The following is a 24,743-nucleotide window of genomic DNA, read 5'->3' on the forward strand; positions in this document are numbered from 1 at the left end:
ACTTCTATTTTGAGTTTACAAAAGCATCTTTATTTTTCCAGAAATAATCCCATCCTGAAATAACGGTAAAGAATAATGCAATCCATATGAAAATATCTGCAACTGGAATATGAAGTAGATTTAACGGTACATCATGTAATAAGTATGCTGCAATTGCAATAATTTGTGTCCATGTCTTAATTTTCCCTAGCTGATTTGCTGCAACTACTTCCCCTGTCCCAGCAAGTACAAGGCGTAAACCTGTTACTGCAAACTCACGGCTTATAATTACAATAACGATCCAAGCAGGTACATATTGCATTTCTACCAATGTGATAAGTGCTGCCGAAACAAGTAATTTATCTGCTAACGGGTCAAGGAATTTCCCTAAATTCGTTACAAGATTATACTTTCTTGCATAATGTCCATCAATCCAATCTGTAGCCGAAGCAATAATAAAGATAAGTGCCCCTACTAAATGTTGAATTGGTAACTCTACATCACCAATTATAAATGAGCCCCACTCAAAGGGCGCTAACATAATTACCATAAAAATTGGAATTAAGAAGATTCTAGATATTGTAATTTTATTTGGTAAATTCACAGCTATTCCTCCATCATGTCAAAAACATTTGTTCATTGAAAAAAGTCATCGAAGCGATGACTGTTATTGCGCAGCTTGCCCTATCCCTTGGTTTTTTATCACCAATCTTTGGTGATATTCTTTTGCTGGATCTAATGGGAAAGTAACCACTTGGCCATTCAGTTTAATTTCAACATTCGGTGCACTTCCAATATTAAGCCGCACTTCTTTTACTGTTGATAAATCACGTTTTTCTGTTTGACCACTTTGTACTGTAGTGTTTAGAATTTCGTTACCCGCATCATCTTTAACATCTACATAGCTTGCACCCTTCGCTGAAATTTCCAGTTCTAATGTTTTATTATTATGAATTTCCAAAGTAGATACCTTACCACTCGTTCCAACTACCTTCACTTCTTGTTGTCCAGTTGGTTGCGCTGGTTGCTCTTCTTTCTTTGGTTCTTCTTTCTTTGGTTCTTCTTTTTTTGGTTCTTCCGCTTTCGCTTCATCTTTCTTCGTATCTAACGGAGAATTTTTTGCTTTTTGAACCTCAATTTTCTCACTTTGAGCATTTTGAACTTGCCTATCATCTTTTCCAGTTAACGCTTGAATAACAAACCAGACTACCACTCCAAATGCGATTACTAACAACGCAATCAAAATTTTGGGCATATGATCCGCAATTGGCCATGATGAAGATTTTTGCATTGTTTCTTGTGTTTTTTGTCCAGTTGATACTTGTGGAACTTCACGTTTTTCAGACTGTGGTATCGTACTCTGATATTCCACAAGCAGTTCCTCTCCATTTAATCCAACAGCATCTGCATATTGTTTAATGAATGCACGCGCATAAAAAGCTCCTGGCAACACATCATAATTGCCTTCTTCAATCGCTACTAAATGGCGTTTTTGAATTTTTGTAATCTCATGCAGCTGATCAATAGATAAGCCTTTCGCTTCTCTTGCTTCTGTCAGCTTTTGTCCTAATTCCGTCACTACTAACACCTCAATATTTCTTTAAAAGTCGAACATAGAGAAATTGTTTTGCGTACCTTGCTCAATTTCATCTACTAAATTATATTGAATTTCTTCATCATAATCGTTACGCAATTCGATAATATAATCAAAATCATCCAATGTGTATTCTGACTGACTCACAAACACATCCGGATGTTCCACAACTTTCGTTGCAGGCAATCTCATGATTTCACGAACGAGCTGCCAGTGTCTTTCATTTGCACGCTTTGTCGACACAATTCCATCTAGTATGAAAATATTATCGTCGCTATACTCATCTTCAATCAATTGGCTACGAACAGTTTGCTTAATGAGAGTAGATGATACGAATAACCATCTCTTATTTGCACAAACACTTGCGGCAACAATAGATTCTGTTTTTCCGACACGAGGCATTCCTCGTATCCCAATTAATTTATGACCTTCTTTTTTCATTATCTCCGCCATAAAGTCTACAAGCAATCCTAATTCATCACGCACAAATCGAAATGTTTTCTTATCATCTGCATCTCGTTGTATGTACCTACCATGTCTAACTGCTAGCTTATCTCTAAGCTTTGGCGGACGATATTTCGTTACCGTTATATTATCCATCGTATTTAAAATTGATTCAAGTCTAGAGATTTGCTCTTGATTATCACACATAAGCAAAAGTCCACGTCGTGCATTATCTACACCATTAATTGTGACAATATTGATGCCAAGCATACCGATTAACGAAGAAACGTCACCAAGTAAGCCAGGTCGGTTTTTATGTATTTCATATTCAAAATACCATTCAATCATCCAAGATCACTCCCCTACGCTTACTTTACACCTACGTACTATATTATATGATTTCACCTTAATAGGGAAGCTAAATGTATAATCTATTCCTCCTAATTACTATACAAAAAAAGTAGAGAGGAGAAGCTCCTCTCTACTTTTACTTATGTTGTACAAACTTCACCATTAAATTTGCAATTGTATGTTGCTCTTGTTCATCAGCAACTTTCCAAAGCTCAGACAATAATTTTTCTTGATCGTTGCGCGCTTCTACTTCATTTGCTAAATAATCACCAACACGAAATGCCATATCTGATACGGCACCACCATCAAGCCCTTTTCCCCCCGCTTGTTCTAAACGTTCTCCTAAAAAGCTCTTCCACTGATCAAAATTATCTAACACTGACATGTTTAAGCACCTCACTATTTTAGTAATAGAATCATGCTTAATTTGTACAATTTCTTGTTTTTTATGTAAGAATTTTTTAGCAATGCCAACCGCCATTCACTCCGATAATTTGCCCCGTAATATAAGAAGCTCCTGGCGAAACGAGGAATGATACTGTTTTTGCTACCTCTTCGGGTAGTCCTATTCTACCTAATGGAATATCTTCAGCAATTTCATTTTTATCATCTTCTGAAAATACATTTAACATTTCTGTTTCGATCGCACCTGGCGCTACCGCATTAACGCGCAATCCACTTAGAGAAACTTCTTTCGCTAAAGCCTTCACATATGAATTTTGTGCACCTTTCACCATTGAGTACAGCACCTCACAAGACGCTCCTATTTGCCCCCAAATGGATGAAATAACAACAACATTACCACTTCTCCGCCCGATCATCGGTGGAAGCGCCATCGATAAAAGTCTATATACACTCTTCACTTGAAGCTCCACCATATAATCTAATTCTTCATTCGTAACATCCGTTACTAATCCAAATATACTCTTTCCAGCTGCGTATACAATAACATCAATAGGATGTTCGATTTGTCCCCACAATTTCTCTGCTCCATCGATAGAAGCTAAATTTGCTTGCACAGGAATCACTGCATCAAACTCCTTTTGTAACCCCCTTACCTTCTCTTCGCTTTTATTGTAATGAATATAGACTGTATAACCATCCTCGATTAACTGCTTCGAAATAGCAGAGCCAATCCCTCCGCTTCCTCCAGTTACTAATGCATACTTTTTCATAAATTCCCTCTCTTATCTTTTTATATATAAATAAATAATACCCTCATCTTACCATTTGGCAATAACCAAACGTTAGATGAGGGATATAGATACTGCGTTTTTTATTCACATGTTACTTCATTTTTTTGGTAACACTTGGCAGACACTCATTTTCTCTTCAATTAATAATGTTTTTGCTGCTTGTTGTAGGTCTTGAACAGTTAATCCTTCTAACACTGTAAGAGCATCAAATAAACTAGATTCATTAAACGCATATCGTGTAAACTGATTTGCAATATATTCAGGTGAATTCAACGATCTTAAAAATCCGCCAATTTTCTTTTTCTTCACCCGTTCCAGCGCAGTCTCATCTAACTGATCATAATTCGTTTGTAGTAAAATACCTTTTAATCGCTCTGCCAATTCATCAGGGTGCTTCGTATCTCCACCAACCATTGCAAAACCGAAGTTATTTTCTTCTGTATAGTCATACGAGAACGAATCATCAATAAGACCTTCATTATATAAAGATTCGTAATGAACTGACCCTTTTCCAAATAAATAATCTAAAAGTAATGTAAGTGCAATTTCTTGTTTTAACAGAGCTTGCCCTCTTTCTTTTAAATTCGTTGCCTTAATACCAACTAAACATTTTGGAGTTTGAACAGGCATTGAAATAATCTTTTTCTTTTCATTTACTTCTTCTGGTTCCTCTTCAAAAGAGCGAACGATTTCTGGTTGATTTTCGTAATCTTTTTTCGCTTGATTTTCACGAACTAAATCCATTGTTTTTTCAGGATCAATCGCTCCAACAACAAATAATAACATGTTGCTCGGATGGTAAAAAGTCTCATAACATTCATACAGTAGGTCTTTTGTAATTTTACTAATAGACTCAATCGTCCCTGCAATATCAATTTTAATTGGATGTTTCACAAACAAACTATCGATTAACCCAAAGTATAAACGCCAGTCTGGGTTATCTTGGTACATTTGAATTTCTTGACCGATAATACCTTTTTCTTTTTCAACCGTTTTTTCAGAGAAATACGGTTCTTGTACAAAGTCTAACAACGTATTTAAATTTCTCTCTACATTTGATGTACAGGAAAAGAGATAAGCGGTTCTTGTAAAAGATGTAAAAGCGTTCGCTGAAGCACCTTGTTTACTAAACAATTGAAACGCGTCATGGTCCTCTTTTTCAAACAATTTATGCTCAAGGAAATGAGCAATTCCATCTGGTACACGAGTCATGTCTTCTTTTCCAAGCGGTACAAATGTATTATCAACAGAACCGTACTTCGTCGTAAATGTTGCAAATGTTTTGTTGAAGCCTTGTTTCGGTAAGATATATACGTCTAATCCATTCGGAAGTTTTTCATAATATAGCGTCTCTTTTAATTGCTCATACACAATTTTCTCCATTTATTCTCCCTCCGTTCCATGTAAAAAGTAAATTGTATCTAGTTCAATATTATTAGCAACTTTCACAATCTCTTCTTTCGTCACGCTTTCTATGCCCGTTAGCCATTCTTCAACTGGACGCGTACGCTCTGAAATCACCCCGTGATAAAGCATTTCAACAAAACCACGTGGTGTATCAATTGCCTCTAAGATTTGATTTTGAATTACACTTTTCGTTTGCTGAATCTCTTCCTCTGAAAAATCACCGCTTTGCATTGCTTTCATCTGTTCTTTAATAATTTCAACAGCTTTTTCAAAGTTCTTCGCTTCAATTCCAGACATAACGAAGAGCAAACCTTTATGACTTTCAAATCTCGATGCTGCATAGTACGCTAAACTATTTTTTTCACGGACATTTACGAATAACTTCGAATGAGAAAACCCTCCAAATAATCCGTTAAACAATTGTAATGCAAAATAATCTTCATCTTTATACGTAATGAATGTGCGATAGCCGATATTTAATTTACTTTGCTTTAGTTCTTGTTTTTCAACAATTTCTTTTTCTTCATTATTTCGTTTATGAAGAAGTACATTTCTCTCTTTCATAGCGCGAGGTGAGATCGAAAAATACTTATTTACAAGCTCCACAGCATCTTCCGAAATATCACCAATGATATATAAATCCATTTCATCTTCAGCTAACACTTTTTGATAATATTGATACAAACTTTCATTTGTAATAGAAGCAACACTTTCTTTTTTTCCATTTGCACTTAAGCGATATGGTTCTACTTTGCACATTTCTGCAATTAAACGCTCATTTGCATAACGCATTTTATCATCATAAGTAGCTTCAATTCGTTGCAAGAGTGCTCGTTTCTCACTTTCTACAATAGAAGATAGAAAACCGTCCCCTTCTGTTGCTGGATGTAAAACAATATCAGATAACATAGAAAGCGCTTTTTCAAATAACGGTGGTGCATCGCGTAAATATGTTTCATTTGCAATGTCTACATAAATAGAGATGATATGGTCTTCCCCTTTTTTACTTACATCTACCGCTAAAGAAGATCCATATAATTCTTCTAAATATTGACGAAGACGAATTACAGAAGGCAGTTTTTCTGTCGCACTTTGCAATACGTACGGCAATAGGGCACGCTCTGTCACCGTCTCCTCATTTAAAGGTGCTTTAAAACGAAATACAAAGGTATTTGTTTTAAATTTATCAGTCGGAATAATATGTACTCGCAAGCCACCTAATTCATGCAGTTGCTGTTCCATTAGTTTCATTAATAGCCCTCCTTTACGTATGTAGGAATATTCCTCTTCAATATACAGTTTTTAGAAATAAAAAATCAACTTTTCTTCCTTATTATGCTTACATTTGAGTCTTTCTAAAAACTTTAATATGTAAGGAACATAGTAAAATTCCGTATTAAATATATTCTATGTAAAAAAGCCCGCACTAATGTGCGAGCTTTTTTTATACTTTCTAAATACTCATCGTTTTCCTTTTTCATAAGGCGTTCCTAATGCTTTCGGAGCTTCAGATCGGCCTACAAAACCAACAAGTGCTAATATTGTAAATACATACGGTAATATCGTTAAGAATACACTTGGAATTTCTTTTAATATAGGAATTGTACCACCTGTTATCCCAAGTGATTGAGCAAATCCGAAGAACAATGCTGCTCCAAGAGCACCAAGTGGATTCCATTTACCAAAGATCATAGCTGCTAGTGCTAAGAAACCTTGTCCAGTAATTGTAGCACCTGAGAAGTTACCAGAAATCGACATTGCGAAGACCGCACCACCCACTCCTGCAAACATTCCAGATATACAAACTGCAATATAACGCATTTTATATACATTAATCCCCATCGTATCTGCTGCCATTGGATGTTCACCAACAGCACGTAGACGAAGACCGAACGGTGTTTTATAAATAATGTACCAAACAACAAATGCTAAAATAATGGCAATATACGATGTTAACGGTACGTTTGAGAAAAATATTTTTCCGATAACTGGAATATCTGATAGACCTGGGACATCGATTTTTTCAATACGGTATTGAATAAAATCTGTCTGCCCTTTATCAAAAATCTTCTTAATCGCAAATACTGTTAAACCAAGAGATAAGAAGTTAATCGCTACACCACTTACAACCTGATCAGCACGGAACGTAATAGATGCTACCGCGTGAAGTAATGCAAATAATCCACCACCAATTGCCGCAAATAGTAATGCAATCCATGGAGTCATCGTTCCCCAAGTATCACCCATTAATAAGGTTGTAACAATTCCAACAAATGCACCAAATAGCATTAGTCCTTCTAACGCAATATTTACAACACCTGATCGTTCACTAAATACACCACCTAATGCTGTAAAAATTAAAGGTGCTGATGTATATAACGTACCTGTCACAAGAATGGCTAATATATCTAAAAAGCTCATTTATTTCCCCTCCTTGCTCATGCGTGTAAGCGCCCATCTTAAAACATAACTACATGCAACAAAGAAGATAATACATGCAATAATTACGTTAATAAGTTCTGATGGTACATCTGCCTCAAAGTTCATTTGAGGGGAAGCACTTTTCAAACCACCAAATAACAATGCTGAAAGGATAATACCAAATGGATTATTTCCTCCAAGAAGCGCTACGGCAATTCCGTCAAATCCAATCCCTGTAAATGAAGACATTGCTGTCATGCTTTGGAATGTTCCTAACCCTTCCATTGCTCCACCAATCCCAGCAAATGCACCAGCAATTGTCATGGAGAATACTACATTACGAGAAACCTTCATACCTGCATATTGAGAAGCATGTTGATTAAATCCTACTGACTTTAATTCATAACCTAGAGTTGTTCGATCTAATAAGAACCACATTAAGATTGCTACTAAAATTGCAACAATAATTCCCCAGTGAAGACGTGAACCATCAGTTATTGCAGCTAACCAATCTGAAGATAAAGATGCACTCGCTTTAATATCGTATGTTTTATCATTGCCCTCATGTAAAAAGCGTTTAATTATGTCATACGTTACATATAACGCGATATAGTTCATCATTATTGTTACAATAACTTCATTAACCTTAAACTTCCCTTTTAAATAACCAGGAATAAAGCCCCATATTCCACCCACCATTGCTGCAAATAAAATAGATAATGGAATATGAAGAAACGCTGGTAGTGAGACCGCATAACCGAACCAAACTGCCGCAAGCCAACCAACTAATAGTTGACCCTCTACCCCGATATTAAATAAACCTGTACGAAATGCAAACGCCACCGATAATCCAGCAAGAATAAGTGGTATCATAGTGCGAAGTGTCTCACCAATCGCACTAGCACTGCCGAACATACCTGTCCAAAGCGCACTATAACCAACAATTGGATCATAGCCACTAACCAGCATTACAATCGCTCCAACAATTAAACCAAAAATAACGGATAGTACTGGGACTAAAATATTTATCGTTCGCTCTGTTAAAAGTTTTTTAGCCATTTGTACCCACCTGCTCTTTCTCTGTTCCTCCAGCCATTAGCAAACCAAGCTGTTGTTCATTTGTGCCTTTCGCATTCACAATTGCTACAATTTTCCCTTCATAGATAACCGCAACCCGATCACTCACATTTAAAATTTCTTCTAATTCTAAAGATAAAAGAAGAACCGCTTTCCCATTATCTCTCTGCTCGATTAATTTTTTATGAATAAATTCAATTGCACCTACATCTAAACCACGTGTTGGCTGTGCTGCAATTAATAAATCCGGATTACGATCTACTTCACGTGCAATAATAGCTTTCTGCTGATTCCCACCAGATAGAGCACGCGCTAATGTTTGTTCGCTAGGTGTACGTACATCGAACTGTTCAATAAGTGCCTTCGCTTTCCCTGTGATTTTGCTAAAGTTTAAAATCCCCTTCTTTGAAAATGGATTTTTATAGTACGTTTGCAAAACTATATTGTCTCTAACAGAAAAATCAAGAACTAGTCCGTGCTTATGACGATCTTCTGGAATATGACCAATTCCTTCTTCTGTAATTCTTCGAACAGGCCAATTCGTTATTTCTTTCCCTTTAATTGCAATAGAACCTGACTCAACTTTTCGTAAACCAGTAATTGCTTCTATTAATTCGCTTTGTCCATTTCCATCGATTCCTGCAATACCAACAATTTCCCCCGCACGAACAGTTAAGTCAAGGCCTTTTACAGCAGGCAGTTGGCGTGCATCGTGAACAACAAGATTTGCAATAGAAAGTACCTCTTCTTTGGGCGTAGCGTCTATTTTTTCTGTTTTAAAATTCACTTGACGTCCGACCATTAATTCTGCAAGTTTATGTTCATCCGTATTTGCAACGTCAACAGTTCCAATCCCTTTTCCTTTGCGAATAATTGTACAACGATCGCAAACTTCCATAATTTCTTTCAATTTATGAGTAATAAGAATGATAGATTTTCCTTCTTGCACAAGCTTTTTCATAATTTGAATCAATTCATGAATTTCTTGTGGTGTTAACACTGCAGTCGGTTCATCAAATATTAAAATTTCCGCTCCACGGTAAAGTGTTTTTAAAATTTCAACACGCTGTTGCATACCAACAGAAATATCCTGTATTTTCGCGTATGGATCTACAGCTAAACCATATTGTTCAGACAACTTTTGAATCTCTTTAGCAGCTTCTTCAACAGCTATTTTCCCTTTTTTCTTCGGTTCATTACCGAGAATGATATTCTCTGTAACTGTAAAATTATGAACAAGCATAAAATGTTGATGGACCATCCCAATACCAAGATCATTCGCAATATTCGGATTTGTAATTTTTACAGGTGTTCCTTTAATTTTAATTTCACCCTGTTCTGGCTGATACAAACCGAATAGTACATTCATCAATGTGGATTTCCCTGCACCATTTTCTCCAAGTAAAGCATGTATTTCTCCCTGTTTTACTTGCAGCGTAATATCATCATTCGCTACAATGCCTGGGAATACTTTCGTAATATTATTCATCTCAATTACGTATTCCATTTCGTTCCTCCTTTTAACAGGGAACATTCCCCTATTACACTATTAACTTATTAAGCAATTTGGAAGTTTTATACATACAAAGGTTAGTTCTAAGAACTAACCTTTGCTATTTCTCTATCTTTATTTTTTTAGAGAAGCTTCATATTCTTTATATTCTTTATCTGTAGCTGGTACTTTAATTTCTCCAGCTGTAATTTTCTTTTCAAATTCTTCTACTTTTGTTAAAATCTCAGGGTTAACTTTTTTCACGTTATCAGTTGTTTTTGCAATACCAACACCGTCATCTTTTAAGCCAAACGCTTCAATTTTACCACCTTTTAATTTTCCATCTTTCGCTTCTTTTGCTACTTTTTGTACAGCGATATCAACACGTTTTACCATTGAAGTTAATGTTACGTTTTCAGGCATACCCTCTTGATTTTGGTCACGGTCAACACCGATTACCCAAACGTTTTCACCTTTTTTCTTACGGTTTTTCGCTTCAGTGAATACACCGTTACCTGTACCACCAGCAGCATGATAAATAACATCTACGCCTTGACCATACATTGCTGACGCAAGAACTGTACCTTTTTCAGGCTTATCGAATGCTTCAGCATATTCAGATACGATTTCAATATTTGGATTCACTGCCTTAGCACCAGCTTTAAATCCATTCTCGAATTTACTAATTAAATCACTCTTCATTCCACCAACAAATCCTACTTTATTCGATTTTGTTGACATAGCTGCCACCGCACCTACAAGGAATGACCCTTCATGATCTTTAAATGTAATACTTGTTACGTTTGGTGCATCTACAACAGTATCAACAATTGCAAATTGTTGTTTTGGAGATTCTTTTGCTACTTCTTTAATTGCTCCCTCTAATTTATACCCAATACCGAAAGCTAAATCATACTTATCTTTTGAAAATTTCTTTAAGTTCGGAATATAATCCGCTTCTTTTTCAGATTGAAGATAACGATAATTTGTCTTCTCTTTTAATCCATTATCTTTACCAAACTGTTGTAATCCTTCCCAAGAAGATTGGTTAAATGATTTGTCATCAACGCCCCCAACATCTGTAACCATACCAACCTTAAACTCTTTATCCCCTTTTTTGTCACTATCCGCTTTATCCGAGTTACCACATGCACCTAACACTGTACTTGCTGCTAACGTTAACGATAATAAAAGACCTGTTTTTTTCTTCATACTAGAAACCCCTCCTGAAATGTTTTGTCTAATGATTCATACGCTGCTGTCCCTTACTTCTTGCTGTCACCTCCCTAAAAAGGAACTTCCCTACATACGTTTTCTTAATACGTGGAAGCTAAACTTATCAGCTCTAAAGTAATTAATAGAATATAAGATTGGCTCATCATTTTGATCATAGTGCATTTGTTTTAAAACTAGCAGTGCCGTTTCAGGTTCACATTCTAAAATCGGTGAAATTTTCGGATGATAACCAATCGGTTCAATGTGAGCAACTGCGTATGTGATACGCTTGTGCGTATTATTATGTATTACTGTAAGCAGCGATTCCTCATTGTATCCCGATAAATCTGGTAATATCTCTTTTGCCAGTTTATCAATGCAATATACAACTGGTTCCCCATCCGCTGTACGAACACGTTCAATCATTACTGCGCTAAAAGCATCTTCACAATTAAATTTCTCTTTTTCTTCTTCTGTTAAAGTTGTTGTAGATGATGATAAAAAGATTGTTCCTGGTGTTTTCCCCACACTAGAAATCATATCTGTAATACTAGAAAGTTGCTCTATTCCGGAAGAAAATAACGGCTTCGCATTTACAAATGTCCCTACACCATGTCTACGAATAACAACATTTTCTTCTTCTAAAATACGTAGTGCTTCCCTTAAAGTTGCCCTACTTACACCAAGTTCTTTCGCTAGATCAAACTCTGAAGGTAACTTTTGTTTTTCTTTGTAAGCCCCATCTTTAATTTTTCCTTTGATGTGATCAATCACCCGCAAATATAGGTGACGACTATCGGATTTTACTGACATAAGACTCCCCCGCATTTCAATTATTCGACCTCTGATGTAAGACTTCTTTTCTCTTTTTTCAACTTACAACATAGTATAAATTACTAAATACTAAAAATAAGCGTAATTATCGAATAAATATTAATAATTTTTCAAGATGAAATTTTCACACTTTATTCCATAAAAAAAACTTTGTACCATAAACATTTCTCATATAGAGAAAAAGTTCGGCACAAAGATTCCTTACATCCTTTGTTACACACTTTTCCCCTCATAGTCTAGCAATTCATGGTTGCCAGGTAGAAACTTATGGACCTTATCTCCAAGATTATATGAGGCAGTGATTCTTTTCGAAGTAATCTTACCACTTGCTCCCATATGTGTCAACAGATTTCAACATTTTTCTACATTAAATATCGAACGTTTTGAAAACCAAAACGATAAGCATTCGTATTCTAAAGGACCCTTAAAAATGTAAGCCCTTTCTTAGTCGATGACTATAGTATATAACAAAAACAGCATATAAAAAAGCCTAATTGTAAAAACAATTAGGCTTTTTTTAAGAACTTTTTTCTTGCACATCTTTAATGAGTACTCCCCTTGGTTTACTACCTTCATAAGGACCTACTACACCATTCATTTCCATGGCATCAATTAAACGAGCTGCTCGCGTATATCCTACTCTAAATCTACGTTGTAACATAGAAACAGATGCTGTTTGCATTTCTACTACAAGCTGAACCGCTTCATCGTATAATTCATCTTCTACTTCCTGCTTTGTTTCAGGAACATCTTGTGGAATCATATCCTCTTGATATTGCGCTTTTTGCTGCGCAATAACAGATTCTACGACTCTCTCAACTTCATCATCTGATAAAAATGCCCCTTGTACACGAACAGGTTTCGATGCACCAATTGGTATGAATAACATATCTCCACGACCTAGCAACTTTTCTGCACCACCACCGTCAAGAATCGTTCGAGAATCTATTTGGGAAGATACAGCAAATGCAATACGCGATGGAATATTCGCTTTAATAACACCTGTGATAACATCAACTGACGGGCGCTGAGTCGCAATAATTAAATGAATACCAGCAGCACGTGCCATTTGCGCTAAACGCATAATCGCATCTTCTACATCCGAAGAAGCAACCATCATTAAATCAGCTAACTCGTCCACAATTACTACAATATATGGTAATTCAGGTTGTTTCGCTTCCGATTGGCTATTATGTTCTTTAATATAATCATTATATCCTTCAATGTTACGCGTACCGCTATGCGCGAATAATTCATAACGACGCTCCATTTCACTCACAACTTTCTTCAAAGCCTGTGATGCTTTTTTCGGATCAGTTACGACTGGTGTTAATAAGTGCGGAACACCGTTATATACATTTAACTCTACCATTTTCGGATCAATCATCATTAATTTTACTTCATGCGGTTTTGCACGCATTAAAATACTTACAATAATTCCATTAATACATACACTCTTTCCACTACCAGTCGCACCAGCTACTAATAAATGGGGCATTTTATTTAAACGTGCCAATACAGCCTCTCCTGTAACATCACGTCCAAGACCGATTAATAACTTCTCTTCTGGGTGGTTATTCGCCTTTGAATCAAGAACTTCTCTCAGCGTTACCATAGAAACTTCTGAATTCGGAACCTCAATCCCTACAGCTGATTTCCCGGGAATAGGTGCTTCAATACGAATGTCTTTCGCTGCTAAAGCAAGCGCTAAATCATCACTTAAACTAACAATTTTACTTACCTTTACTCCCATATCAGGATACACTTCATATTTCGTAACTGCAGGACCTCTATGTACTTTTGTTACTTTCGCTTTCACACCAAAACTTTGGAATGTACGTTCCAATTTACGAGCATTTTCATAAATTTCCGCATTTTCATTTGTAACTTGCTTATTTTGGGGAAACTTTAATATATCAAGCGAAGGAAGCTTATAATCTTTATTTTCCACATTAGAAAATTGCATAGGAGGTGCTTTCGTTTCACCTTCTAGCGATTCAACGATTTTTTCTCCTCGTTTCTTGTGAGGTTGTTCTTCTGGCGCAGGCGGAACTGCCTCTTCAATAAACGGAGGAGTGATTAAATCATTTTCTTCTATCTGCTTTTCCGTCTCTTCACGTACTGGATAATTCTCAGTAAAATTCGAAATAATTGGTGGACCAATTTCTATTTCTTCTACTGGCTCAATAGCTTCTTCTTGTTCAGCAACACGTTCACGCCTCTTGCTTCTTGTTGTTTTTTTCTTTTCAGTTTGCTCGGCGACCCTTTGAGATTTCCAATCTTTATAATCCCCTTGCATTACTTGAAACTGACTTCTAAGAATTCTCCCTACCGGAGCAAGTACTTCTCCAATATGTTTATTTGTTATACAAAGTATTCCAAGAATAACTAAAATAATTCCAATGATATATGCCCCTACTTCGTCAAATAAGAAGTAGCACGTTGCGAACATCAATGCACCGAACATACCACCACCTAAATGAACACTATCCGGGCCCTTTTTCATTTCAAGGAAGAAGTAATCTTTTGTACTAACAATTACAGAAGTATTTTGCACAGCTCCATCTTTCGTAAGCAGGTTAAATAATGTAATATGACTAAACATTAATATTGCTAGTACAATTAAATAAACACCTATTAGCCGTTTATTTAAAAGGTTGGGCCATCCCCGCTTTATTACAAACGCAACAGATAAAGCTATTACACCTAACACACCAATTATGTACCACTCACCAAAGAAGAAGCGAAAAAATAACACAAACGATTTCCCTACAACACCTAGCTGTAAAATCGTAATAATCGAAAGTGCAAAAAGAGTCAACCCGACGATTTCATAATACAAAGTTGGCTTTATCGTACGTCTTGCCTTAGCCTTCGTCCCTCTTTGCTTTTGTTTTGCCATTTCTTCACCTCGTGTTCTAGAAATTAAGTACAACTTTCTTATAAAAAAGATCTACTTACATGTCTTTCTCTCTATTTTTCAGGTCTTTATACCTTCTATTTTTACACTTCTTGTAAAATGTTAAATAAACAGAAGAAAGCAGCCTACTCATGGCTGCTCAACCGTCTTGTTTTTTATATTATACCATAGCTCCTAAACAAAATCCTTCTTTTTGCTAAAAGGTAATTTTCTGTCCAGGCTCAAACTCTAGGTAGTGAGACGGATTCGTACTTAATACACGTACAATAGAGTAACATTGATTATCCTCCTCAGAAACCACTAATTCCACGCCATTTATATTCACAACTTTTTGGCTTTCGCATTGTGAATAATCGGCCGGATACACAAGTTGCTCTGGCATAATTGTATATAAAATCATTGTAGCATTGTCCCTTCTGTACTATTATCCTTGCGTTCATCAATTAATTCGTTTAATTTTCGAAGTGCGCTACCAATACCACCGACACCATCTATAAGACCATACTTCACTGCATCTCCACCTATTACATTCGTCCCAATATCTCGCGTCAAATTCCCTTTTGCAAACATAAGCTCTTTAAAACGATCTTCCGTTACTTTCGAATGCTTTGTCACAAATCGAATGACTCTTTCTTGCATTTTATCCAAATACTCAAATGTTTGTGGCACACCTATAACAAGACCTGTTAAACGAATTGGATGAATTGTCATCGTCGCTGTTTCGGCAATAAATGAATAATCAGTTGAGACCGCAATCGGTACACCGATTGAATGCCCTCCTCCTAAAACAAGAGATACAGTTGGTTTTGAAAGCGAAGCCACCATTTCAGAAATCGCTAATCCAGCTTCAACGTCACCCCCAACTGTATTTAATATTAACAGTAAACCTTCAATTTTTGGATTTTGTTCAATCGCGACAATTTGCGGAATGATGTGTTCATATTTTGTTGTTTTATTTTGTGGTGGCAACTGAATATGACCTTCCACCTGCCCAACAATTGTTAAGCAATGAATACGCGATTCATTCATTTGTGGTACATTTGTCTGTCCAAGTTGCTGAATTTTCTCCACTATAGAAGCCTCTTTTGGAACTTCTTTCGGCTCAGCTTCTTTTTCTTCATTTGTATAACGATCACGTTCTGTCATATCGCATCCCCTTTCACTCGTATATAACTATTATTTCTTAAGTTATGAATTTCATTCGATAGGGTTAAAAAAGAAAAAGATCACCTGTAAAGGTGACCTTCTTTATACTTCCATAATAATCGGTAAAATCATTGGCTTTCTCTTCGTTTCTTCGTACAAGAACTGCCCTAATAATTCACGAATATTTTGTTTCAACATAGACCATTCAATTGTATATTCTTTAATTGATTGTTCAACAATCATACGTACAATATCTGTGGATCGTTCGATTAATGCTTCTGATTCACGAACATATACAAAGCCGCGTGAAATAATTTCTGGACCAGAGATTATTTTCTTTTCATCCTTACCAAGTGTTACAACAACAACTAAAATTCCATCTTGAGATAACATCTTTCTATCTCGAAGAACGATGTTACCGACGTCACCTACACCTAATCCATCAATTAAAACATTACCAGCTTGCACTTTACCAGCTAATTTTGCTTCATCGTCACCAAAAGCAATTACATCGCCTTTTTCTACGATAAAGATATTCTCTCTCGCAATACCTACATCTTCCGCTAAATACGCATGTGCTTTTTGCATACGGAACTCACCATGTACGGGTACAAAATACTTCGGCTTCATTAAATTTATCATCAGCTTTAATTCTTCTTGGCTACCATGACCTGAAACGTGAACTTTTCTTTCACCGTAATAAATAACCTCAGCACCAGATCTAAATAACAAGTCAATAATTTTTGATACAGATACTTCATTTCCTGGAATTGGAGAAGCTGCAATAATAACAGTATCACCTTTACGAATTGAAATTTGTTTATGAGCTTGTTTCGCCATTCTAGAAAGGGCTGCCATCGGTTCCCCTTGACTACCAGTCGTTAAGATAGCTACCTTTTTTTCCGGGAAATTGTCTATTTCTTGTAATGAAATAACCATACCTTCTGGAACATCTAAATAACCAAGACGTCTTGCAATATCTACCACTTTCACCATGCTACGTCCTACTACCGCTACTTTCCTTCCAGTTTCAGCAGCTGCATCAAACACTTGTTGAATACGGTGTACATTCGATGCAAATGAAGCAACAATAATACGTCCTTCTGAACTATAGAATACTTTAGAAATCTCTATACCAACTTCTTTTTCCGAACCTGTATAACCAGGACGTTCAGCGTTTGTACTATCAGATAACAAGCAAAGTACGCCTTCATTTCCAATTTGCGCCATTTTCCCAAGATCTGCTCCACTATTTCCGGTTGGAGTTTGATCAAATTTAAAGTCTCCTGTATATACTACAGCACCTTTTGATGTATGGAAACAAACACCCACAGAATCCGGAATACTATGTGTCGTTCCGAAGAATGACACATTTGTTGAATTAAACTCTACTGTTGAATTCGAGTCAATTGTTTTTAAGTCTACACGGCCTAACATTCCTGCTTCGCCAAGCTTTTCTTGTATAAGTCCTACCGTTAATTTCGTCGCATATACTGGAATAGATAATTTACGAAGCACATAAACAATTCCACCAATATGATCTTCATGACCATGGGTAATAAATAGTCCTTTTACTCGCTCTTGATTTTCTACTAAATATGTAATGTCAGGAATAACAATATCAATCCCAAACATTTCATCTCCCGGGAACATCAATCCGGCATCTACAATAAAGATTTCAGAATCAATTTCAACACAGTACATGTTTTTTCCGATTTCACCTACTCCGCCAAGAGCAAATACTTTAACAGACTCATTCTCTTTTCTCTTCATGTTGTTGCCTGGTTTAAAAATCTTGCAAACACTGATTTCACTAAAATTGCAGAGACACCAGGGGAAACTCTACAACCACCATATATTCACCGTCCAAGACGAATGTCCTTACCGTTATGCGATATCATGTCCTTGTTAATTTTTTAAACCAGGTTTCACCTCTCTTTCATTATATAAATCAAATATCTTATTCGATATGATATGAAAATTTCATTAAATCTTAATTTTTACCAATTTTGCTAAGCATACCCGTACTAAGCTACTTAGCCATATTATAACTGATACAAGAAATAGAACACAAGTTAAATTATGCGAAAGACAAGAGAAGACACTAAAATGAGATTATAATTTAAGAGGGCAAAATTCATATCAGTTTTACTATTTTCCCTACGTAATAAGAGTTTGATGGAAAATATTCATGTAAATTCTTTACATAAACATGAAACGATATTCACTAAAAAAATCTTATCTCTGTAATCAGTTTCTTACTAATTCTCCCCCCTGCCATCCCCTTCTTATTACAGCCTATTAACTATAGCTAATTTTCATCACTTACATATAGTTAGTCAAAATAAAAATGACCTAGTTTCACACTAGGTCATTTTTATTAACGAGGAATAGATTGCATTACGGATTGTAACGTTATTCTTTCTTCTTCCGTTAATGGAAGAAGTGGCAAACGTACAGAACCTACATCTAATCCCACCATTTGTAATGCTGTTTTTACTGGTGTTGGGCTCGGCGCCATAAATAGTGCATCCGTTACTTTTACTAGTAATTGATGTAATTTCTGCGCTTTTTTGAACTCTCCAGCTTGGAATGCAGCAATCATTTCTTGCATTTCATTCCCGATAACATGAGATGCTACAGAAACAATACCTTTTGCTCCAATTGCCATAGCTGGTAATGTTAAACCATCATCACCGCTGTATACTGCAAAGTCGTCCGCTGTTTTTTCAATGATTTCTGTCATTGTTAATACATCGCCGCCTGCATCTTTAATCGCAACAATGTTTTCTATTTCTGATAAACGAACAACTGTATCAACGGAGATTTGTACAATAGATCGTCCTGGAACATTATATAGCATTACCGGAAGCGGAGTGCTTTCAGCGATTGTTTTAAAGTGCTGGTACATCCCTTCTTGACTCGGTTTATTATAATACGGTGCCACTAGCATAACTGCATCAACACCAACTTCAGTTGCCTTTTTTGTTAAATCGACAGAAGCATGCGTATTATTGCTACCTGTTCCAGCGATGACGGGCACCCTTTTATCGACAACAGATACGACATGGCGATATAACGCTACTTTTTCTTCTGATGTTAATGTAGGAGATTCTCCAGTCGTCCCTCCTACCACGATTGCTGTTGTACCGTTATCAATTAAATAATTTACCAATTTCGTTGTCTTTGCAAAATCGATATTACCATTTTTATCAAACGGTGTTACCATCGCGGTTGCAATTGTCCCAAAATCTATCATGATCTCACTCCTTATTGTTCCAGTTGCTTTTCTTTTGAAAGCTCAAATGCACTATGTAATGCATTCACAGCCTCCACTAAATCGGCTTCTTTTACAAGAACCCAAATTGTCGTATGACTATCTGCTGATTGCAGAATTTGAATACCTTTTTCCGCTAAAGCTGTGACAATTTTCGCTGTAACCCCTGGAATACCTGCCATTCCAGCACCAACGATAGAAACCTTCGCACAATGCTCTGTCACCACTGGATCATATCCAAGGTGCTTTAAAACCTCAACTGCACGCGCTGATACACTATCCTTTACTGTGTAAGCTACACCAGTAGGAGAAATGTTAATTAAGTCCACACTAATCCCTTCATTAGCCATTTCTTTAAACACGTGTTGTTGTAAATCATATGCAGTTTCTTTTGCAAGCACTTTAATTTGCGTTACGTTTGACACATGGGCAATCCCTGTAACAGGACGTTCTTCTACATCCTGCCCTTTTGTAGCACCATCATATGCCGCAATAAGCGTACCTTCACTATCAGAATACGTAGAACGTACACGAAGTGGTACTTTTGCATGCATCGCAATTTCAACCGCACGCGGATGAACAACTTTCGCACCCTGATAAGCCATGTTACAAATCTCGTTATATGTTACAGTTTGAAGATGACGTGCATCTTTTACGATACGAGGATCCGCAGTCATAACACCTTCAACATCTGTGAAGATATCGATATATTCAGCATGAAGCGCAACACCTAATGCTGAAGCTGAGGTATCACTACCTCCGCGTCCAAGTGTTGTCGTATCTCCATTTTTCGTTTGACCTTGGAATCCAGTCACGACGATAACATCTACATTTTGTAACTCTTCATGTATACGATCGCAATTCATTTCAATAATCTTAGCATTCGTAAAGTCATTATTCGTTACAAAACCAGCTTGCGCACCATTTAATGCTGCTGCTTTTATACCATTCTCATTCAACATGTTAGAGAAAACAATTGCTGAGATTAATTCTCCGCATGATAATAATAAATCTTGCTCACGTTTAGAAATATTAGGTTCCTCTTGATTTACAAGACTTAATAACGTATCAGTTGCATACGGTTCACCTTTACGGCCCATTGCTGATACAACAGTAACTACTTTATAACCAGCAGCTAACGATTTTTTTATATGGTGAAGCGCATGCTTGCGCCCATTGTCATCACGTACTGATGTACCACCAAATTTTTGAACAATAATTTTCATATTTTGCACCTTCTCTTAGCCGTTTACACTAATTGTAATTTTACTAAGCGCTCTGCAATTTGAACAGAATTCCATGCAGCGCCTTTTAATAAGTTATCAGATACGACCCAAAGGTGGAATCCTTTATCATTATTTAAATCTTTACGGATTCTTCCAACGAATACTTCATTTTTACCTACTGCAGTAGCTGGCATTGGATATAACTGCTCTGCTGGATTATCTTGCAGTACAATACCTTCTGCATTTGCAAGTAAGTTTTTCATTTCTTCTACTGTTACGCCTTCTTTATCTACTTCAATGTACACAGACTCTGAATGACCCGATACAACTGGTAAACGTACACATGTCGCAGCTACTTCTAATTCAGGCATATGCATAATTTTTTTCGTTTCATTAATCATTTTCATTTCTTCGAATGTAAATCCATTATCTTGGAATTTATCAATCTGTGGAATAGCATTAAAAGCGATTTGGAAATGCTTTTCGTCACCTGATACAGGTAAAACATTCGCCTTTACTTCTTCGCCATTTAAGATTGCTTGTGATTGTTCATGAAGTTCTTCAATAGCTGCCGCACCAGCACCTGATACAGCTTGATATGTGGAAACGATTACTCGTTTTAAACCATATTGCTGGCGAACTGGTTCAAGAGCTACTACCATTTGAATTGTAGAACAGTTTGGATTTGCAATAATACCATTATGTTCTTTTAAATCATTTTCATTTACTTCAGGTACAACAAGTGGCACGTTTTCTGTCATACGGAATGCACTTGTATTATCAACAACAATTGCACCGCGCTTTGCTGCTTCTGGCGCTAATTGTTTCGATACAGATCCACCTGCACTAAATAGTGCAATATCTACTCCTTCAAAACTTTCAGGAGTTGCCTCTTGAACTGTAAATTCTTCGCCTTTAAATACAAGTTTCTTACCTGCAGATCGTTTAGATGAAAGTAACGTTAACTTCCCAATTGGAAATTCTCGTTTCTCTAAAGTATTTAACATTTGTTCACCAACTGCGCCGGTTGCTCCAACTACAGCGACATGAAAAGTTTTTTGCTTTTCCATCACTATGCCCCTTTCTAGATACCAATCCTTCTATAACTTAGAATTAGAAGGAGCTTACAATGCCCCCTCTAATCTTAATAACGTTAATTTTATCATATTCTACAGTAAGAATGATGGTTTCAACAAAAATTGTACGTTTTTTTCGTTTTTTAATTCATATATCTGAATTTTTCTACAACAACAGGTTGTAATTGTTTTCCTTGTAGCGCTTCCAATACTGTATCTTCAAGTAACTCCATACGAGCTACCATTGAGTTCGGTTTTTTCTCTGGTGCATCTTGGCCAAATGGTACGAAGTAGATGTCTTTTGTAGCCATTAGGCGCATGAGGTTGACGCCAACAGGGTGATGACAATATAAACATTTTTTCTTCTATTATATATATTCATTTCAAATCCTGTAAATTTATTTTCATTTTCAAGCATGTATATCATATTTTTCATTAATACAATAAATAAATCCAAAGTTAAAGATGAAAATCTGTATATCTTATTCATGTAATTTATGTTATGGTTTCACATGTTAATTAATTACAATTCTTTTAAAAAGGAGTATACATAATGAAAGCAAAAAAACTAGCATACGTAGTTTTACCAATCATGTTACTAGGGGTAGGTTGTGGGATATCAAAAGACCATCCGAAAGAGTCAGCTTCACAAGAAACTGTATCGGAGACTTCTACGGAGTCATCAAGACACAAGACTTTAAATGATAAGTCCTTCACATATACGAATTCCTTATTTGACCTAAGTGATGAATTAAGCAAAGCTACGAGTGCTGTATATGATGCAGTTGGTGATGATAATTACAAGATTGCACTTAACGATTTAAAGAAAGTAACTCTTAAATTCGAAGATTTAGAGCCTAGTGATGATTACAAAGACATTCATGAGAAAGTACTTCAATCAATGAAAACGAGAAGAGATGGTATAGAGTTACTATTATCAAACATAGATGATAAAACAACCAGTGATTCCTTGAGAGGGTCATATCTTCTTGGGGAAGCAATTGATTCTTATATGGATGTAATAAGGGAAATAGCACATAAAAACAAAGGATAAAGTATTAAATTTCATTAAAGCTGAATGTGAAGTTAAAGAAAAGAAATAATACATACTTAATATATAATTTCTTTTAGGGGGCATCTTCATGAAAGTTGTACGCTCTATATTTAAAGGCTTTCGTTTAATAGGTTTAATTGTAAAGCCAGTACTTAAAGCATTATCTAAAAGTAAATTTTAAATCTCATAAATATTAAAATCCCCTTCTGCATATAGGTGCAAAAGGGGATTTTTTTCAAATTATTCTATTCGTTCTACAGACAGTACTCATAGATAAATAAGAAACGGTGTATATTTACACTAACATTTATAAAGATGAAAATCAATATATACTTATCTGCATATATGACCAGATAATAATTTTTATTCATAAAACTATTCTTTTGTAAGAAAATATTTAACATATATATAGGCTTCATTTACAATTAAGCAGATTCTATTTCATGCGAATATTATTATATTAATCTAAAATTTCTGTATTTACATTTTTTTCTTTTTGTCTCATAATTTTAATTGAGGAAGGGAGGAAAAAAATGGTTCAAATCAAAGTAACACCTGAAATGCTAGAAGAAGTCGCAAATCGTGCAAGTAATACCAGAATCGCATTAGAATCTATACATAATAATTTATGTAATGAAATTGATCATTTGTGTTTTCAATGGATCGGTGCCTCTAATCAACAATTCGTTCAAATGTTCAATGATGCGAGACCAAGAGCTTTTACATCTATCAATTCAATTATACAAGTGGAAGAAGATTTAAAACGAATTGCTGAAAAATTCCGTAATGCGGATGATCAAGATGTTACGTTGGAAGAAGGCGCAATGTGTGGTAAACCTTCTTCTGAAGAAAAAGGATTTGATAGCGGCAAACTAGCTCGAGATATTGCTGGTGAATTAACTGGTGAATATGATATTAAAAGAGTTTGGGATGGAGTTGACCCTTCTACTGGAGAAAAACTGTCAACCTGGGATAGAATTTTTGCAGGCGGAATGGCCGTAGCTGGTATTACACCATTCGGAAAACTCGCTAAAGTTGGAAAAGGTGTAAAAATGACTGCAGATGCAGCTCAAGCTACTAAAGCCGCTAAAACTGCTAGAGCTACTGAAAATTATAAAGCTCATCTTGAGAGACAGGACAAATTATTAACTAGTAATGGCGCATATCGTAAAGCTAGACGTAATGCCGGAATCCCAAACTCTACTCCACGCCAAAAACCTACTCAAATCTTTGATGGAACTAGTGAACATAGGTGGGTAGAAGAATATTCTAATATTAAGAATGAAAAAGTATATATAATTGAGCATAGAGAAGATAAAATGGGAAGGGGTTCCCATTTCCATACTGCAGATGATGAAAAAGGAAGCCCACTGGAAAAAGGAAGATATAACCAACACCCTGGACATTATCCGGAAGATTTTGAAGGATACAAGAAAAAAGGAAAAAAATAAGAAACTAAAGGTGTGAAAGATTTTGAGTAATATGAATAAAAGCCGAATCGAAATTCTAAAAATGAAAGCAAAAAGAAACGCTAGTAGAAAAGAACTAATAGACGAACTTTCTAATATTGTAACGATTTCTATGGACTCATTTATGGATGCAGAATCTAATGATTTATTTTGTAAAGAATTATTTAATACGCTAGAACAAAATTCAAACATAAAAAATTTTGGTAGCACTGATTATGAAGAAAACGGAAGACTATCAATAGCGCTGTTAAAAGAAACAGCTAAAAATATTAAATTCCCAGTTAATCAAGGGAGACTCTTTTTCTCTAAGGGTGGTAAAATTGAAGCAGTTAAGCTAAACATTGCTGAAGTATTTGATAATCTAGAAGAGTTATCAACCATATCAAGATTTCTAACTGGGTATGCGGATTTTGTATTAGTTGGTGATGATTTAGAATTCGGCGTATGTATCGAAAGAACGGAATATCATTATGAATTCAGTATGTGGGGAATAACGAAAATCTAAATTATGAAAACAATTGGCTTGTATCTATAAATAATTAATTAGAAGGAATTAGGGTACCTG

Annotated in this window: 22 protein-coding genes, 1 pseudogene and 1 riboswitch; of the genes and pseudogenes, 3 read left to right on the forward strand and 20 right to left on the reverse strand. The window is 35.9% G+C overall.

What is annotated here, in order from left to right:
* Positions 1-4: 4 nt before the first annotated feature.
* The 20 genes and pseudogenes from pgsA to spoVFB all read right to left on the reverse strand — a co-directional run.
* Positions 5-583, reverse strand: coding sequence for a CDP-diacylglycerol--glycerol-3-phosphate 3-phosphatidyltransferase (pgsA, locus tag QCI77_RS19020; protein ID WP_002014596.1), 579 nt, complete (start codon positions 581-583; stop codon positions 5-7).
* Positions 584-646: 63 nt separating this feature from the next.
* Positions 647-1,558: a helix-turn-helix domain-containing protein gene (locus QCI77_RS19025; RefSeq protein ID WP_002142844.1), complete on the reverse strand. Its 912-nt coding sequence runs from the start codon at positions 1,556-1,558 to the stop codon at positions 647-649.
* A gap of 21 nt (positions 1,559-1,579) precedes the next feature.
* Complete coding sequence (locus QCI77_RS19030) at positions 1,580-2,365, reverse strand: DUF3388 domain-containing protein (RefSeq protein ID WP_000574107.1); 786 nt, start codon at positions 2,363-2,365, stop codon at positions 1,580-1,582.
* Positions 2,366-2,504: 139 nt separating this feature from the next.
* Entirely contained in the window at positions 2,505-2,753 is a 249-nt protein-coding gene (locus QCI77_RS19035; RefSeq protein ID WP_000114449.1) for a DUF3243 domain-containing protein, read from the reverse strand.
* A gap of 76 nt (positions 2,754-2,829) precedes the next feature.
* Positions 2,830-3,543: an elongation factor P 5-aminopentanone reductase gene (ymfI, locus tag QCI77_RS19040; RefSeq protein WP_353825362.1), complete on the reverse strand. Its 714-nt coding sequence runs from the start codon at positions 3,541-3,543 to the stop codon at positions 2,830-2,832.
* Between the two features lie 117 nt (positions 3,544-3,660).
* A complete protein-coding gene (gene yfmH / locus QCI77_RS19045; RefSeq protein WP_353825363.1) occupies positions 3,661-4,947 on the reverse strand; it encodes an EF-P 5-aminopentanol modification-associated protein YfmH in 1,287 nt (428 codons plus the stop codon).
* A complete protein-coding gene (gene yfmF / locus QCI77_RS19050; RefSeq protein ID WP_002033691.1) occupies positions 4,948-6,222 on the reverse strand; it encodes an EF-P 5-aminopentanol modification-associated protein YfmF in 1,275 nt (424 codons plus the stop codon).
* A gap of 210 nt (positions 6,223-6,432) precedes the next feature.
* The gene (locus QCI77_RS19055) at positions 6,433-7,392 is read right to left on the reverse strand and encodes an ABC transporter permease (protein ID WP_002033690.1); all 960 of its coding nucleotides are present in this window, start codon (positions 7,390-7,392) and stop codon (positions 6,433-6,435) included.
* Positions 7,393-8,451 (reverse strand): ABC transporter permease, encoded by a 1,059-nt coding sequence (locus tag QCI77_RS19060; protein WP_002190491.1) that lies wholly within the window; start codon positions 8,449-8,451, stop codon positions 7,393-7,395.
* Positions 8,444-9,976 (reverse strand): ABC transporter ATP-binding protein, encoded by a 1,533-nt coding sequence (locus QCI77_RS19065; RefSeq protein WP_002142848.1) that lies wholly within the window; start codon positions 9,974-9,976, stop codon positions 8,444-8,446. Before QCI77_RS19065 ends, QCI77_RS19060 begins: the two co-directional genes overlap by 8 nt.
* Positions 9,977-10,096: 120 nt before the next feature.
* A complete protein-coding gene (locus QCI77_RS19070) occupies positions 10,097-11,173 on the reverse strand; it encodes a BMP family lipoprotein (protein ID WP_002190493.1) in 1,077 nt (358 codons plus the stop codon).
* A gap of 90 nt (positions 11,174-11,263) precedes the next feature.
* Complete coding sequence (locus QCI77_RS19075) at positions 11,264-11,989, reverse strand: GntR family transcriptional regulator (RefSeq protein WP_002088063.1); 726 nt, start codon at positions 11,987-11,989, stop codon at positions 11,264-11,266.
* A gap of 233 nt (positions 11,990-12,222) precedes the next feature.
* Positions 12,223-12,324: riboswitch (purine riboswitch) on the reverse strand.
* 203 nt (positions 12,325-12,527) lie between these two features.
* Positions 12,528-14,912, reverse strand: a complete 2,385-nt coding sequence (locus QCI77_RS19080) for a DNA translocase FtsK (protein ID WP_002014584.1) — start codon at positions 14,910-14,912, stop codon at positions 12,528-12,530.
* A gap of 214 nt (positions 14,913-15,126) precedes the next feature.
* The gene (locus QCI77_RS19085; RefSeq protein WP_002088064.1) at positions 15,127-15,330 is read right to left on the reverse strand and encodes a YlzJ-like family protein; all 204 of its coding nucleotides are present in this window, start codon (positions 15,328-15,330) and stop codon (positions 15,127-15,129) included.
* A complete protein-coding gene (tepA, locus tag QCI77_RS19090; RefSeq protein ID WP_002014582.1) occupies positions 15,327-16,076 on the reverse strand; it encodes a translocation-enhancing protein TepA in 750 nt (249 codons plus the stop codon). The genes QCI77_RS19085 and tepA overlap by 4 nt, the downstream gene beginning before the upstream one ends.
* 102 nt (positions 16,077-16,178) lie before the next feature.
* Complete coding sequence (locus tag QCI77_RS19095; protein ID WP_353825364.1) at positions 16,179-17,849, reverse strand: ribonuclease J; 1,671 nt, start codon at positions 17,847-17,849, stop codon at positions 16,179-16,181.
* A 607-nt stretch (positions 17,850-18,456) separates the two neighbouring features.
* The gene (gene dapA / locus QCI77_RS19100; RefSeq protein WP_002014579.1) at positions 18,457-19,335 is read right to left on the reverse strand and encodes a 4-hydroxy-tetrahydrodipicolinate synthase; all 879 of its coding nucleotides are present in this window, start codon (positions 19,333-19,335) and stop codon (positions 18,457-18,459) included.
* Positions 19,336-19,346: 11 nt separating this feature from the next.
* Positions 19,347-20,579, reverse strand: a complete 1,233-nt coding sequence (dapG, locus tag QCI77_RS19105; RefSeq protein WP_033731191.1) for an aspartate kinase — start codon at positions 20,577-20,579, stop codon at positions 19,347-19,349.
* Between the two features lie 23 nt (positions 20,580-20,602).
* Positions 20,603-21,649, reverse strand: a complete 1,047-nt coding sequence (asd, locus tag QCI77_RS19110; protein ID WP_002014577.1) for an aspartate-semialdehyde dehydrogenase — start codon at positions 21,647-21,649, stop codon at positions 20,603-20,605.
* Positions 21,650-21,798: 149 nt separating this feature from the next.
* Positions 21,799-21,987 (reverse strand): annotated as a pseudogene (spoVFB, locus tag QCI77_RS19115) (dipicolinate synthase subunit B); the annotation flags it as partial.
* 221 nt (positions 21,988-22,208) lie between these two features.
* Between spoVFB and QCI77_RS19120 the strand changes: the two are divergent.
* The 3 genes from QCI77_RS19120 to QCI77_RS19130 all read left to right on the forward strand — a co-directional run bounded on the left by QCI77_RS19120 (position 22,209) and on the right by QCI77_RS19130 (position 24,683).
* Positions 22,209-22,709, forward strand: coding sequence for a DUF6376 family protein (locus tag QCI77_RS19120; RefSeq protein WP_098210988.1), 501 nt, complete (start codon positions 22,209-22,211; stop codon positions 22,707-22,709).
* Positions 22,710-23,242: 533 nt separating this feature from the next.
* Positions 23,243-24,160 carry a WXG100 family type VII secretion target gene (locus QCI77_RS19125; RefSeq protein WP_242200184.1) on the forward strand — a complete coding sequence of 306 codons (918 nt, stop codon included), beginning with the start codon at positions 23,243-23,245 and terminating at the stop codon, positions 24,158-24,160.
* A gap of 22 nt (positions 24,161-24,182) precedes the next feature.
* Positions 24,183-24,683 (forward strand): YxiF family protein, encoded by a 501-nt coding sequence (locus QCI77_RS19130; protein WP_000069067.1) that lies wholly within the window; start codon positions 24,183-24,185, stop codon positions 24,681-24,683.
* Positions 24,684-24,743: the final 60 nt, after the last annotated feature.

Source organism: Bacillus cereus group sp. MG9, assembly GCF_040459995.1.
In the GTDB taxonomy this organism is placed as follows: domain Bacteria; phylum Bacillota; class Bacilli; order Bacillales; family Bacillaceae_G; genus Bacillus_A; species Bacillus_A mycoides.

Coding starts and splice junctions, on each gene's coding strand:
- QCI77_RS19030 (WP_000574107.1), bottom strand. CDS start 2,365: ATGATTGAATGGTATTTTGAATATGAAATACATAAAAACCGACCTGGC.
- QCI77_RS19035 (WP_000114449.1), bottom strand. CDS start 2,753: ATGTCAGTGTTAGATAATTTTGATCAGTGGAAGAGCTTTTTAGGAGAA.
- ymfI (WP_353825362.1), bottom strand. CDS start 3,543: ATGAAAAAGTATGCATTAGTAACTGGAGGAAGCGGAGGGATTGGCTCT.
- yfmH (WP_353825363.1), bottom strand. CDS start 4,947: ATGGAGAAAATTGTGTATGAGCAATTAAAAGAGACGCTATATTATGAA.
- yfmF (WP_002033691.1), bottom strand. CDS start 6,222: ATGAAACTAATGGAACAGCAACTGCATGAATTAGGTGGCTTGCGAGTA.
- QCI77_RS19055 (WP_002033690.1), bottom strand. CDS start 7,392: ATGAGCTTTTTAGATATATTAGCCATTCTTGTGACAGGTACGTTATAT.
- QCI77_RS19060 (WP_002190491.1), bottom strand. CDS start 8,451: ATGGCTAAAAAACTTTTAACAGAGCGAACGATAAATATTTTAGTCCCA.
- QCI77_RS19065 (WP_002142848.1), bottom strand. CDS start 9,976: ATGGAATACGTAATTGAGATGAATAATATTACGAAAGTATTCCCAGGC.
- QCI77_RS19070 (WP_002190493.1), bottom strand. CDS start 11,173: ATGAAGAAAAAAACAGGTCTTTTATTATCGTTAACGTTAGCAGCAAGT.
- QCI77_RS19075 (WP_002088063.1), bottom strand. CDS start 11,989: ATGTCAGTAAAATCCGATAGTCGTCACCTATATTTGCGGGTGATTGAT.
- QCI77_RS19080 (WP_002014584.1), bottom strand. CDS start 14,912: ATGGCAAAACAAAAGCAAAGAGGGACGAAGGCTAAGGCAAGACGTACG.
- QCI77_RS19085 (WP_002088064.1), bottom strand. CDS start 15,330: ATGATTTTATATACAATTATGCCAGAGCAACTTGTGTATCCGGCCGAT.
- tepA (WP_002014582.1), bottom strand. CDS start 16,076: ATGACAGAACGTGATCGTTATACAAATGAAGAAAAAGAAGCTGAGCCG.
- QCI77_RS19095 (WP_353825364.1), bottom strand. CDS start 17,849: ATGAAGAGAAAAGAGAATGAGTCTGTTAAAGTATTTGCTCTTGGCGGA.
- dapA (WP_002014579.1), bottom strand. CDS start 19,335: ATGATAGATTTTGGGACAATTGCAACCGCGATGGTAACACCGTTTGAT.
- dapG (WP_033731191.1), bottom strand. CDS start 20,579: ATGAAAATTATTGTTCAAAAATTTGGTGGTACATCAGTACGTGATGAC.
- asd (WP_002014577.1), bottom strand. CDS start 21,649: ATGGAAAAGCAAAAAACTTTTCATGTCGCTGTAGTTGGAGCAACCGGC.
- QCI77_RS19120 (WP_098210988.1), top strand. CDS start 22,209: ATGAAAGCAAAAAAACTAGCATACGTAGTTTTACCAATCATGTTACTA.
- QCI77_RS19125 (WP_242200184.1), top strand. CDS start 23,243: ATGGTTCAAATCAAAGTAACACCTGAAATGCTAGAAGAAGTCGCAAAT.